Source organism: Burkholderia sp. IO2 (genome assembly GCF_029522185.1).
Classification (GTDB): domain Bacteria; phylum Pseudomonadota; class Gammaproteobacteria; order Burkholderiales; family Burkholderiaceae; genus Burkholderia; species Burkholderia cenocepacia.
On record NZ_JAKWFH010000100.1, the window covers coordinates 1 to 12,744 of the forward strand.

Annotated in this window: 13 protein-coding genes and 2 pseudogenes; 3 read left to right on the forward strand and 12 right to left on the reverse strand. The window is 71.3% G+C overall.

Features of this window, described 5'->3' with window-relative positions; all coding sequences use genetic code 11:
• A pseudogene (locus MMB92_RS33940) lies at positions 1–221 on the reverse strand (HlyD family secretion protein); the annotation flags it as partial.
• A gap of 167 nt (positions 222–388) precedes the next feature.
• On the opposite strand from MMB92_RS33940, the gene MMB92_RS33945 reads away from it, so the two are divergent.
• Positions 389–592 carry a hypothetical protein gene (locus MMB92_RS33945; RefSeq protein WP_200064114.1) on the forward strand — a complete coding sequence of 68 codons (204 nt, stop codon included), beginning with the start codon at positions 389–391 and terminating at the stop codon, positions 590–592.
• 196 nt (positions 593–788) lie between these two features.
• Positions 789–1,262, forward strand: a complete 474-nt coding sequence (locus tag MMB92_RS33950) for an NUDIX hydrolase (protein ID WP_006483465.1) — start codon at positions 789–791, stop codon at positions 1,260–1,262.
• Here MMB92_RS33950 and MMB92_RS33955 read toward each other — a convergent pair.
• The 9 genes from MMB92_RS33955 to MMB92_RS33995 all read right to left on the reverse strand — a co-directional run bounded on the left by MMB92_RS33955 (position 1,237) and on the right by MMB92_RS33995 (position 8,767).
• Complete coding sequence (locus MMB92_RS33955) at positions 1,237–1,719, reverse strand: hypothetical protein (protein WP_006483456.1); 483 nt, start codon at positions 1,717–1,719, stop codon at positions 1,237–1,239. The two genes, MMB92_RS33950 and MMB92_RS33955, sit on opposite strands and share 26 nt — an antisense overlap.
• 113 nt (positions 1,720–1,832) lie before the next feature.
• Entirely contained in the window at positions 1,833–2,312 is a 480-nt protein-coding gene (locus MMB92_RS33960) for a BON domain-containing protein (protein WP_034204031.1), read from the reverse strand.
• A 165-nt stretch (positions 2,313–2,477) separates the two neighbouring features.
• On the reverse strand, positions 2,478–2,984 hold the full coding sequence (locus tag MMB92_RS33965) for a low affinity iron permease family protein (RefSeq protein ID WP_006483457.1): 507 nt from the start codon (positions 2,982–2,984) through the stop codon (positions 2,478–2,480).
• Between the two features lie 150 nt (positions 2,985–3,134).
• Positions 3,135–3,875, reverse strand: a complete 741-nt coding sequence (locus tag MMB92_RS33970; protein ID WP_058903650.1) for an FRG domain-containing protein — start codon at positions 3,873–3,875, stop codon at positions 3,135–3,137.
• 126 nt (positions 3,876–4,001) lie between these two features.
• Positions 4,002–4,385 (reverse strand): DUF305 domain-containing protein, encoded by a 384-nt coding sequence (locus tag MMB92_RS33975; protein ID WP_006498267.1) that lies wholly within the window; start codon positions 4,383–4,385, stop codon positions 4,002–4,004.
• Positions 4,386–4,476: 91 nt separating this feature from the next.
• Positions 4,477–6,147, reverse strand: coding sequence for a GMC family oxidoreductase (locus MMB92_RS33980; RefSeq protein WP_062886061.1), 1,671 nt, complete (start codon positions 6,145–6,147; stop codon positions 4,477–4,479).
• Positions 6,134–6,799 carry a gluconate 2-dehydrogenase subunit 3 family protein gene (locus tag MMB92_RS33985; protein WP_112751549.1) on the reverse strand — a complete coding sequence of 222 codons (666 nt, stop codon included), beginning with the start codon at positions 6,797–6,799 and terminating at the stop codon, positions 6,134–6,136. Before MMB92_RS33985 ends, MMB92_RS33980 begins: the two co-directional genes overlap by 14 nt.
• Entirely contained in the window at positions 6,796–7,647 is an 852-nt protein-coding gene (locus tag MMB92_RS33990; RefSeq protein ID WP_006498269.1) for a hypothetical protein, read from the reverse strand. Before MMB92_RS33990 ends, MMB92_RS33985 begins: the two co-directional genes overlap by 4 nt.
• A 19-nt stretch (positions 7,648–7,666) precedes the next feature.
• The gene (locus MMB92_RS33995) at positions 7,667–8,767 is read right to left on the reverse strand and encodes an enolase C-terminal domain-like protein (RefSeq protein ID WP_062886063.1); all 1,101 of its coding nucleotides are present in this window, start codon (positions 8,765–8,767) and stop codon (positions 7,667–7,669) included.
• 130 nt (positions 8,768–8,897) lie between these two features.
• Between MMB92_RS33995 and MMB92_RS34000 the strand changes: the two genes are divergently transcribed.
• Positions 8,898–10,742 (forward strand): thiamine pyrophosphate-requiring protein, encoded by a 1,845-nt coding sequence (locus MMB92_RS34000; protein WP_006482037.1) that lies wholly within the window; start codon positions 8,898–8,900, stop codon positions 10,740–10,742.
• A 28-nt stretch (positions 10,743–10,770) separates the two neighbouring features.
• Here the strand turns inward: MMB92_RS34000 and MMB92_RS34005 are convergent, their stop codons facing one another.
• Together MMB92_RS34005 and MMB92_RS34010 are read right to left on the reverse strand one after the other, a co-directional pair.
• On the reverse strand, positions 10,771–12,549 hold the full coding sequence (locus MMB92_RS34005; RefSeq protein ID WP_043206009.1) for a glycoside hydrolase family 15 protein: 1,779 nt from the start codon (positions 12,547–12,549) through the stop codon (positions 10,771–10,773).
• 5 nt (positions 12,550–12,554) lie between these two features.
• Positions 12,555–12,744: pseudogene (locus MMB92_RS34010) on the reverse strand (short-chain dehydrogenase); the annotation flags it as partial.

The following is a 12,744-nucleotide window of genomic DNA, read 5'->3' on the forward strand; positions in this document are numbered from 1 at the left end:
GCGGGGCCCGCGCCGCTGCCGCCACCGGACGGCCCATCGCCTGCGCGCGCGACCACGGTCGGCCAGCGCACGTGCAGCGGCGTCGACAGGGCGGCACCGGCCGCCGCCGACACGAACGCGTCAGGCGCGCCGGTGCCGCGCGGTCCGGGCGTCAGCGCGCGCCGGACCGCGACGCCAAATCGCTCACGAACGGACAACGGGCACAGGATCGCATCGGGCATGAACGGGACTCCGGGCGGCGGCCGCGGGCGTCATTGCCCGCACGGACCTCAAGCGCGCGATCAAGCAAACAGCGGGCCCGGCAAGGTGGTTCGGCTTGGTTCCAGCCGACCGGCACGCCCGATGCGCGACGCGTACGTTTCGACGGCCCCGACAGGACTCGCGAACCATGACACGCTCGACCTCACTCGACACCGACACGCGCGACGAAGATCGCGGCAACAGCACGCCCGGTCCCGACGGCAAACGCCCCGGCACGGCCACGCCGCCGCCGCGCAGCGCGCACGATCCCGCCGAAGGCAAGCCGGACGAGCCGGAAAACGGCACGCCGCAGGATCGCGCACCATCCCGCAAGCGCGAAGACGCGCGATAGCCGCGCATTGCGCCGCACCGCGCGCGCGGTCGGCCGCGACAGGCGGCGGCATAAATGACAAGCCGTTGAAAAATCGCGGACGCCCGCCGGCACGCAGCCCCGAAACGCTCACGCGCCGGCAGGCGCGGCGGCGAAGCAGGAATGCAGGTTGCTGTACCGGGTAATGGATCTTTCATTCACCCGTCGCCTGCCCTGCATGACGCTCCCCGACCCGTCCGATTTCCCTGTTCGCGCGGTGCCGCTGGCGCCGCTGGCGAAAGAACGCGCAACGATCATCTGCCATCGCAACCAGCGCGTGCTGCTGGTCGCCCGACGGCCGTCGTCGCGCTGGACGTTGCCGGGCGGCGTGATTCGGCGCGGCGAATCGGCGCTCGACGCCGCGCATCGCGAGCTTCGGGAGGAAACGGGACTCGTCGATCTCGAACTCGCGTATTTCTTCTACGTGGACGGCAGCGTGAAACGCCATCACGTGTTCGTCGCGAGCCTGCCGCGCGGCGCGCACGCGTGCCCGGGCCGGGAAATCGCGCTGTGCCGCTGGGTCGGCATCGACGCGGTGCCGCACTGGCCGGCGAGCGCGCCGACGCAGCGCATCATCCGCCAGTTCGCGGATCTGTGCGCCGCGTGCGGCCTGTCACCGGCGCCGGTCAAGCGTCTTTCGTCGCCTCGTTGAGCCCGGCGACCGGCGGCTGCGCATCACGCGCGAGCCCTTGCGCGAAGACTTTCAGTCCTTCGAGCAGCGGCGTCAACGCCTCCCACAGCGCCTCGTCGTGCAGCAGCCGGTAGACGCCGCGCACGCCGGGCGCGACATGCTCGTGCTGCGCCGGCTGCCAGGCGCCCACGTGATGCAGCGCGTCGGCCGCCGCGAACGCGGCGCGACCGAACTGTTCCGGCGGAATGCGCGACAGCGCCGTCACGAGCATCGCGAGATTCTGCATGCCGCTCTGCATGCCGGGCTTGTCGAGCACGTCGACGAACGTGTCGGCCAGCCGCGCGTTCGCCGTGACGACCTCGTTCGCGAAACGCAGGAAGCCGTGTCGATGCAGGCTGCCGAGCAGGTGTTCGAGCGCGTCGTGCGCGCCGGGCTCCGGATGCGGAGGCGTCGTATCGGGGGGCTGGCGGTCGGTCATGGGCTTGCTCCGGTTGGGGCGCCAGGCTGCCGTCGTGCCGGCAGCCGTGCGTGCGCCGAATGCGTGTCGTAGTCGTTCACCGGCCCCCGCCGGTGCGGGCAGCCGCGGCCGCGTCAGTGCGAATGGCCGCCGGGCGGCGCCTTGTATTCGCTGCGCGCGCCCATCGCGTCCTCGACGTGATGCACGCCATGCAGCGCGGCGACGCCGTCGATCAGCGCCTGCCTTTCGGCCTCCTCGACCTGTCCGGTCAGGCACACGTTGCCGCGCTCGACGCTCACGTCGATGTCGCGCGGGCGACCGACGAGCCGGCCGAGCGCCGCACGCACGCGCTCGGCGACCTGCACGTCGCTCGCATCGCCCGCGAGCCAGTCCGCCCGCAGGCCGGCGATCGCGCCGCGCGCATGGTCGGCCGCCCGCTTCGCCTGCGTATTCGCATAATCGGCCACGCCGTGCCGGCCCGCAACCGCCTTGTCGCGCAGATACGCGCGCCGGCGCCGGCCGGACGACGGATCGAGGAAGTACATCGCGGCCGCGCCGCAGGCGACGGCCACCGCAAGATTCAACAGCGGATTCGAAGGGGTTCTGGAGTTCATGGAAGCACCGTAGGCAATACCCGGAACGACCGGGCTTCGTTTCGGGTTGCAGCACGTGCCGTTCCCCGCTGCGAGCGTCGTGGGCACGCCGGTCTGCCGCGATGCGACGCCGGAAACGACAAGCGTTTGAAAAATCATCGGGCCGCGCATCGCGCGATCAGGCGATCAGGATTCGGGCGGCGTATCGGCCGTTTCCGCGCGTGTGCCGCCCGGCTCGTCCTCGCCGCGCTCGGCCGCGCGCTGCGCCATTTCGACGTAGGTCTGCGCCAGCGCGCGCAATTCTTCCTCCGACGCATCCTCGATCCCGATCAGCCGGTCGCTCGCCGCGCGCGTGACCGCGAGCAATTCGTCGAGCTTCAGGTGCAGCGCCACGCTGTCGCGGTTCTGGTTGCGCTGCAGCAGGAACACCATCAGGAACGTGATGATCGTGGTGCCGGTATTGATCACCAACTGCCATGCGTCGGAGTAGTGAAACACGGGCCCGCTCACGAGCCACAGCACGGTGATGGCGACCGCGCTGCCGAACGCGACCGGCGAGCCGGCCCAGGTCGTCACGCCCGACGCGAAACGTTCGAACGCGCGGGTGACCGCGTGCCCGCTCGGCGCGGAACCGGCGCCGGGCTTGCACGCCGTGTCGCGACGGTCGCTCGGTGGTTCGTTGGGTTCGCGCATGACAGCCTCCGGATTCGATGGTTGGTTGGAATGTGCGCATGAACCGCGTCGCCGCCCGCCGCGAACCGGACGCATGCAGGGCCGCCCGGGGGCCGGTCCCGTGTGCGCGCCGTCGGAACAAGCATCGCGCGTGCCCGTGCGGCGGCGGCTTTACCGCGGCGCGTGCGTGTCCTCGTCGTCCGGGAAATAGCGCGTGTCGGTCAGCTGCGCGATGCCGTCGAGATCCGGAAAGATCGTCGCGACGCTCACGCCGACACCGGCGAGTTCCTGCCGGATCGTCGCGAACCGCGCGCCCGGCACGACGATGCGGATGAGGCGGCCGGCGAAATCCGCATGCTCGTCGAGCGGCACGAAGCGCTCGGCGCCGGTGTCGTAGCCGTGAATCGTGAACCAGCCGTCCTGCGCGGTGATCCGCGGCATCACGTGACGCGGCCGGAACACCTTGGTGCGCGTAACCTCCAGCGGGGCGCGCCGCTCGGCGGCGGTCGCGATGTCGTCGGCGTCGTGCGCGAGGCACCACACCACGCCGTCGCCGCCCGCTTCGCCCGCGCGCCTGACCGCGAACCACAGAGCGGCGAGCGCGTTGCCGGACCAGTCGAGCAGCCGTGTGCGCATCCCGTGCTGCTGCGCGAGCGCGAGCCAGTCGCACGCATCGAGGTTCTGTCCGGGTTCCAGGTGCGGCAGCGCGCGCCGCGTGAATTCGTCGAGCATCCGCGCTTCGACGTCGGGCGACGCGCGCTGTCGCGCGATGCCCGGCACGAGCGGCCAGCCGGCATTGCACTGGCCGCGAAAGAGGCGCAGCGCCATCGTCTGCCGCTGCGCGCCGATCGCGGCCATGTAGTCGGCCACGCTGTCGATCGAGCGATCTGCCGCGTCACGTTCACCGTCCATCCATCACCCCTCCTGTCGCGGTTGCCGGTACGCGCCGCCGTCGCGTCGGCACGTGTCCGCTGTCGCCGCTGACCGGATGCGCAGCCGCCGGTACGGCCGACCGCGCATCCCGTCCCGCCCCGCGATTCACGGCGTCTTGCCGTGCTCCTTCTGCCAGCGTTCCATCAGCGCGATCTCGTCGCGCTGCGCGGCGACGATCCGGCTCGCGAGCTGCCGCAGCGTCGGGTCCTTGCCGTATTTCAGCTCGACCTGCGCCATGTCGATCGCGCCCTGGTGATGCGGCGCCATGTGCGAGACGAAATCGCGATCGGCGTCGCCCGTGTACGGGGCGCTTTCCATCGCTTCCATCATCTTGCGGTCGGCACGCTTGAATGCCTGCGTGGATGAATCCGGCACGCTGGCCGGATTGGCGGGACGCAACTGCGCCGCCGCGGGCAGCGCCGACGCGCACACGGCCAGCAGGGTGCAGGCGGCCCCGCGGCGCAGGGATGAACGGTTGAATGCAGACATGAGACGAATCCTCGCTAAGAGATTGAACGGTTCGCGTGCGGCTCTCCTCTCGTTCGCACGCATCGCGACGACGGAGGCCGCGCGGCACGCGTCACCGCCATCGCGCACGCGCATGCGCGTCGCCGCGCGCGACCAGCGCGCGGATGCGGTCGGCGGTGCGGCACGCGATCGCCTGGATCGTCAGCGACGGATTCACGCCGCCGACGGTCGGAAACACCGAGCCGTCGCACACCCACAGGTTCGGGATGTCCCAGCTGCGGCAATCGGCATCGACGACGCTCGTCGCCGGGTCGTCGCCCATCCGCACGGTGCCGGCGAGATGGCACGTGTCGTCCTCCTCGTGCCAGATGTCGCGCGCGCCGGCCGCTTCCAGCGAACGGCCCATCTGCGCGAGCGCATGGCGAATCATCCGGCGATCGTTGTCGTCGTACGAATAGGTGACGCGCGCGACCGGCAGCCCGAACGCGTCGCGCTCGTCGGCGAGCGTCACGCGGTTGTCCGCGCGCGGCAGCGTCTCGCCGACGATCTTCAGGCCGGCCTGGAAGTTGTAGCGCGCCATCTCGCGCTTCAGCGCATCGCCCCACAGCCCGCGCGCGGCGACCTTGCGCGCCCATTCGATCGGCAGCGGCCCCTGGCTCATCCAGCAGTAGCCGCCGAAGAAATCCTTGCCTTCGTCCGCGTAGTTCCAGTGCTCGGTGATCGACAGCGACGGCGGGCCCTTGTACCAGCGCACTTCGTCGTCCATCGTCCCCCACGACGCCTGGTTGAGCTGCGCCATCAGATAGCGGCCGACGAGGCCCGAACGGTTCGCGAGCCCCTGCGGATGCCGCCCGTTCGCGGACAGCAGCAGCAGGCGCGGCGTCTCGATCGCGTAACCGGCGACGACGACGTTGCGCGCGCGCTGGAAATGCGTGCGGCCGTCGCGCCGGTAGTGCACGCCGGTCGCGCGATCGCCTTCGGCCTCGATCCGCAGCGCCATCGCGAGATCGCGCACCTCGGCGCCGGCCGCGACCGCGCGCGGAATCCACGTGACGAGCGCGCTCTGTTTCGCGTTGGTCGCGCAGCCGGCGATGCAGAAGCCGCGATACACGCACGGATGCGCGCGGCCGCGCGGCGCGGACAGCGTAGCGAGCGGCGTCGGCGTCCAGTCGATGCCCATTGCCTCCGCGCCGCGTGCGAGCACGAGCGCGGCCGCGTTCAGTTCATGCGCGCGATACGGATAGCGCGGCCGCGGCGGACCCCACGGGTAATTCACCGGCCCGCTGATCTTCAACGCCTGTTCGACCTCGCGGTAGTAGCGCCACATCTCGCGCCAGTCGAGCGGCCAGTCGACGCCGTAGCCGAGCGCGCTGCGCGAGCGAAACCACTCGGGCCTGAACCGCAGCGACACCATCGCGAAGTGCACCGTGCTGCCGCCGATCGCCCGGCCGCTGTTGTTGGTGCCGAGCGTGAGCGGATCGGCGCCGTCGCAGATCCGCTCGTCGGTCCAGAACAGCTTGTGCTGATGCGTCTCGTCCGACGCGAATTCCTCGAGTGGCCGCCACCATGCACCCGCGTCGAGCGCGACGACCGAAAAGCCGTATTCGGCGAGCTTGCACGCGAGCGTGCCGCCGCCCGCGCCGGTGCCGACGATCACGAAGTCGACCTCATCGTCGTCGCGGAACATCCGCATCGGCGACCAGCCGCCGACCCGCAGCGGATCGGGCGCACGGCCGTCGCGGCCGCGCGGCGTCGGGGCGGACAGCGGTTCATCGGCGGCCATCGCGATCGCCCTCCTCCATGCGCATTTCCGCTTCCCACGGGTCGCGGCGGTTGAAGTCCATCCGTACGTAGCCGCGCGGGCTCGCGGGGCCGCCGAAGCCGATCTCGTTCCACGCGAACGGATGGCCGTAGTACGCGCCGCAGACGTCCATCAGCACGCGCTTGGTGAAGAACGTGCGCGGGTCCATGCCGTCCCACGCCGGTTCCAACTGCCGGTCGACGTCGCCTTGCTGTACCGCGTGCAGCAACGCATCGGCGTCGCGCGCGCCGAGCGCCGCGAACGGGCAACCATGCGCGTGCCGCGCCATCGCATCGAGCGCGGCGAGCCCCGTCTGCCACGCGACGCGCAGCGGCGGAAGGCGTGCATCGCGATAGCCGTCGCCGTCGTCGGCCGCGAGCCGCGCGTCGACCAAGGCGGCGGTCGGGATCGCGCCCGCACCGCCCGGCTGCTGCGGAACGATGCGCGCGCACAACGCGCCGAGCGTCGCGAATCGTTCGGCATCCAGATAGCGTGGCGCATGGGCCGCGACACGCAGGCGCGCATCGATTACGCGCCGCGTCGCATCGTTCCACGATGGCGTGTCGCGCTTGGCGAGCACGTCGTAGCCCGGATAGCGCGGCAGCGCGACCGCGTTGCGGTTCGTATCGCTCATGGCGCCTCCCGTTCGGCGAGCGCGGTCGCGGCGAGCCCCGCGATCGCGAGCGCGGTGAAGCTCGGCGGCGCCGGCAGCGGCGGGCCCGACAGCAGGTTCTGCGACCAGTTGCGCCAGCCGCCCATCTGCCGCGCGACGCCGCGCACATGAAACGCGACGCCGACGAACCCGAGCACGGCCGTCGCGCGCAGCCAGCCGCGGCAGAACCGCCGGTCGGCGCGCGGACGCGACAGCGCGAGCTGCGCGGTCGCCAGTGCGGCCACCGGCGGCACGACGAGCGGCGCGAACATCGCGCGATGCTGGAAGGCGCCGCGAAAATGCAGCAGCCCGACTTCACCGAGCGTGCCGACGAGCCCCGCCGCAACGAGCCCGGCCAGCGCGCGCCCGGCCGGCAGTCCGGCGAGCCGCGGCGCGTCGGCCGGGCTCTCGCGCAGCCGCTCGCCCGCCGCCCCCAGCGCGCCCGACAGCAGCAGCGCGAACGGCGCACCGAGCGGCGCGCCATAGAACAGGTTGTGCCAGCTGAACCCGCCCGGTCGCTTCGTCACGTTGTACAGGTGGAACGCGGAACCGGCGACACCGACCGCGGCCGCTGCGACGTGCACCGCGTCGCGCAGCCGGTGGCGCACGGGCGTGTCGTCCGCGTGGCCGTGCACGCTCGCGATCACCGACAGCGTCGACATCGCGAGCGGCGCGAGCATCGCGCGATTGTGAAAGGTGCCGCGATAGTGCTCGACGCCGCTGTCCGCGAGCACCGAGCCGGCCAGCAGCAGCGCGCTGCGGTTCAGCAGCCGCGCGGCGTCGGCGAGCAACCTGTCGCGCTCGGCGGCGCGATGTCGGGGGTGTCGCATCGTTCCTCCTGGTCGGGATTCAAAGCGCGAGATCCAGCAGATCGGCGGCGCGCAATTCGAGGCCGAGCCCGGCGCGCGTCGCGTCGATCTCGAGCGCGCCGTCGACGAGCCGCGGCGCGCCGTCGAACAGCATCCGCTCGATGCGCACGTGATCGTGGAACCACTCGACGTGGCGCAGGCGCGGCGCCGCGCATCCGATGTGCCGGTGCAGCGCGGGCGCGCAATGCGCGGACAGGTCGACGTGATGCGCATCGGCAAGCGCGGCGGCCGCGAGAAAGCCGCTGACGCCGCCGCAGCGCGTCGCGTCGGCCTGCAGCACGTCGACCGCGTGGCCTTCCAGCAAGCGCCGGAAATCGTCGGGCGTATACGCGTACTCGCCGGCGGCGATGTCGACCCGCGCGCCGACGTGCTCGCGCACGAACCGCAGCCCGTCGACGTCGTCGCTGCTGACGGGCTCCTCGAACCAGCGGATGTCGCAATCGGCGGCGGCCTGCGCGAACGCGAGCGCGGTGCGCGGCGCATACGCGCCGTTCGCATCGACGAACAGGTCGACGCCCGGCCCGAGCGCATCGCGCGCCGCGCGCACGCGCGACGGATCGCGTGCATCGTCCACGCCGATCTTGATCTTGCACGCGCGCACGTGCCCGGCGCGCCAGCCGTCGAGCTGCGCGGCGAGCGTCGGCGCATCGTAAGTCGTGAAACCGCCGCTGCCGTACACCGGCACGCGCTCGCGCAAGCGGCCGAGCAGCAGCGCGAGCGGCACGTCGGCGAGTTTTGCCTTTGCGTCCCACAACGCGGCGTCGAGCGCCGAGATCGCGGTCGCCGCGATTCCGCCGCGGCCGACGTTGCGCACCGCGCGCCACAGCGCGTCGACGGCGGCCGGGATGTCCACCACCGGCCGGTTGCGCAGCACGCCGGCCAGCAGCGACGTCACGAGCGGCACGGCGCTCGCGTCCGTGTACGTATAGCCGAGCCCCGTCACGGGCCCCGCGTCGATCTCGACGACGACGACCGTCGTCGCGGTCCATGCGTAGGTGCCGTCGGCTTCGGGCCGGTCGGTCGGCACGCGGTACGCGCGGGCGCGCACGTCGTCGATCGCCGGCGCGGCGGAAAGTGCCATCGTTGCGCTCCGGTCAGCTTGCTTGTTGCTTGCGGTGCGGCGTGCAACCGCTGTGCCCGGCTTCTGCGGCGCGGCACGTGCCTTGCGCGGCAGCCTCGCATCGGCTCATCCCGAACCAAGGAGAAACGGCATGGCGACAGTGGCGGATTTCATCGTCGAGCGGCTGTACGACTGGGGCGTGCGCCGCATCTACGGCTACCCGGGCGACGGCATCAACGGCTTTTTCGGCGCGCTGAACCGCGCGGACGGCAAGATCGAATTCATCCAGGCGCGCCACGAGGAGATGGCGGCCTTCATGGCGTCCGCGCATGCAAAATTTACAGGCGAGCTGGGCGTATGCGTCGCGACCTCGGGCCCCGGCGCCGCGCACCTCGTGACCGGCCTGTACGACGCGCGGCTCGACCACATGCCGGTGCTCGCGATCGTCGGCCAGCAGGCGCGCGCGGCGCTCGGCGGCCACTATCAGCAGGAAGTGGATCTACCGGCGCTTTACAAGGACGTTGCGGGTGCATTCGTTCAGCTGGCGACGGTGCCCGGCCAGGTGCGTCACCTGGTCGATCGCGCGGTGCGCACCGCGCTCGGCGCGCGCACGGTCACCGCGCTCGTGCTGCCGAACGACCTGCAGGAGCTCGACTACGCGCCGCCGAAGCGCGCGCACGGCACCGTGCATTCGGGGGTCGGCTACACGGCGCCGAAAGTCGTGCCGTATGCGGACGACCTGCGGCGCGCGGCCGACGTGCTCAACGCGGGGTCGAAAGTCGCGCTGCTGGTCGGCGCCGGTGCGCTGAAGGCGACCGACGAGGTCATCGCGGTGGCCGACCGGCTCGGCGCGGGCGCCGCGAAAGCGCTGCTCGGCAAGGCCGCGCTGCCGGACGACCTGCCGTGGGTCACCGGTTCGATCGGGCTGCTCGGCACCAAGCCGAGCTACGAGCTGATGACCGAATGCGACACGCTGCTGGTGGTCGGCTCGGGTTTTCCGTATTCGGAATTCCTGCCGAAGGAAGGCCAGGCGCGCGGCGTGCAGATCGACCTGAAGGCCGACATGCTGAGCCTGCGCTACCCGATGGAAGTCAACCTCGTCGGCGACAGCGCCGAGACGCTGCGCGCGTTGCTGCCGCTCTTGAACGAGCGTCGCGACACCGCATGGCGCGACCGGATCGCGAAATGGAACCACGACTGGCACGAGACGCTCGCCGCCCGCGCGGCCGCGAAAGCCAGCGCGGGGCGCGGCGTGAACCCGCAGCGCGCGTTTACCGAGCTGTCGCCGCGCCTGCCCGACGACGTGATCCTGACGAGCGATTCGGGCTCCTGCGCGAACTGGTATGCGCGCGACCTGATGATGCGGCGCGGGATGATGGGGTCGTTGTCCGGCGGGCTCGCGTCGATGGGCGCCGCGGTGCCGTACGCGATCGCCGCGAAATTCGCGCACCCGGTGCGCCCGGTGATCGCGATGGTCGGCGACGGCGCGATGCAGATGAACAACATGGCCGAACTGATCACGGTCGCCAAATACTGGCGCCAGTGGCCCGACCCGCGCTGGATCTGCATGGTGCTGAACAACGAGGACCTGAACCAGGTCACGTGGGAGCAGCGTGTGATGGAAGGCGACCCGAAGTTCGACGCGTCGCAGCAGATCCCGAACGTGCCGTACTACCGCTTCGCGACGCTGCTCGGCCTCAAGGGCATCTACGTCGACGATCCGGAACAGCTCGGCGCCGCATGGGACGAAGCGCTCGCGTCCGACCGGCCGGTCGTGCTCGAAGTGAAGAGCGACCCCGAGGTGCCGCCGCTGCCGCCGCACGTGACGCTGCAGCAGGCGAAGCATTTCGCCGAAACGCTGGTGAAAGGCGACGCGCGCGAAGCCAACGTGATCGTCGAGACCGCGCGGCAGGTGCTGTCGGCCGTGCTGCCCGGCAACGGCGAACACGGCGACAAGGCCGGCAAAGGCAGCAAGGGCGGGAAAGGCGAATCGTAGGCAACGCACGCGCGGACGGCGCGTCATCCTAGCCGATGTCGACGTCGTCCCGCCCGTCGCCCTGCAGCGCGAGCGCCGCATTCACGAGCCCGACCTGCGCGAGCGTGAACGGAAAATTCCCGCACAGGCGCCGCGTGTGCACGTCGTATTCCTCGGACAGCAGCCCGACGTCGTTGCGCAAGCCGAGCAGCCGCTCGAACAGCGCGTGCGCGTCGTCGTCGCGCCCCTGCATCCGGTACACCTGCACGAGCCAGAAGCCGGCCGCGAGAAACGCGCCTTCGTCGCCTTCGCAACCGTCCGCGAAACGCGGCGGCCGATAGCGGAACGGCAAGCCGTCGTCGACCAGTTCGCGCTCGATCGCGGCGACCGTCGCGACCACGCGCGGATCGGACGCGTCGAGCATCCCGGTCAGCGGAATCAGCAGCAGGCTCACGTCGATGCCGTCGCCGTCGAAGCGATCGACGAAGCGGCCCAATTGCGCGTGATAACCGTGCTCGAGCACCTCCGCGCGCACCGCGTCGGCCCAGCGCCGCCACACGTCGAGCGGTGCGTGGTGGCCGAATGCGCGCGCGGAACGGTACGCGCTTTCGACCGCGGCCCATACCATCACCTTCGACGACGTGAACGGATGCCGGCCGCTGCGCACCTCCCAGATCCCTTCGTCCGGCTCGCGCCAGATCGTCGCGAGATGTTCGAGCAGGCGCCGTTCGAGCGTCCACGCGTCGTCGTCGGGCGGCAGCCCGTGCCGGCGCGCCTGGTACAGCGCCCCGAGCACCTCGCCGTACACGTCGAGCTGCAACTGGTCGGCTGCCGCGTTGCCGAAGCGCACCGGTTGCGCGCCTTCGTAACCGGCCAGATGCGCGGCTTCCCACTCGGCCGCACGCCGGCCGCCGTCGGCCGCATACAGCACCTGCAGTTGCGACGGATGATCGGCGATCGCGCGCACGAGCCAGTCGCGCCAACGCGCGGCTTCGTCGCGATAGCCGCAGCGCACCAGCGCGCGCAGCGTGAAACTCGCATCGCGCAACCAGCAGAACCGGTAGTCCCAGTTGCGCTTGCCGCCGAAGCGCTCGGGCAACGAACTGGTCGGCGCCGCGACGATGCCGCCGGTGCGCAGGCTCGACAGCAGTTTCACCGTGATCAGTGCGCGCTCGATCGCGTCGCGATGCGGGCCCTCGGCGGCGTTGCAATCCGACCAGACGCGCCAGAACGCCTGCGTGTCGCGCAGCGACGCGTACGCGTCGGGCACGGCCGGCGCCGGGTCGAACGAACGCGCGTAACTGATGCAGAAATCCACCCGCTCGCCCGCCGCGATCCGTCGCGTGCCGACCAGCCGGTCGCTCTGCACGTCGAGCCGCGCATCCGTGTCGAGCCACATCGCATCGCCGCCCGTCATCATCCGCCAGCGCCGGCCGAAACGCCGGCACCACGGCAGCGCGCTGCCGTAGTCGAAGCGCACGCCGAGGTCGATATCGACGTCGACCGTCCCGCGCTCGCCCTTCACGCTGCGGATCAGGCATGGATCGGGCGCGTTCCAGCTCATCCAGTCGGTGAGCGTGATGCGGCCCGACGAGGTGTCGAACGTCGTTTCGAGTATCGCGGTGCCCGGCAGATAGCGACGCGTGGCGCGGGCATCGTGCTCGCGCGGCGCGATCCGGAACCGGCCGTTGTCCGGCGTACCGACGAGCGCGGCGAAGCACGGCGGCGAATCGAAGTCCGGCCAGCACAGCCAGTCGATGCTGCCGTCGCGCGCGACGAGCGCCGCGCTGCGTCCGTCGCCGACAAGCGCGTAATCCTCGATCCGCATCGCGCTCACCGGTGCCATTTGCGCGCGGCGGAAAAGGCAGCCGCGAGCACCGCGACGGCCGCGCCGAACGCGAGCGCGCGCGACGCGCCGAGCCCTGCCTCGGCGCCGGCGCGGCGCGCTTCGTCGGTGAACGCGCCGCGCGTCGCATGCCGGCCCGGCACCGGCTCCCACAGGTTCGACGGGCGCGGGCCGGCC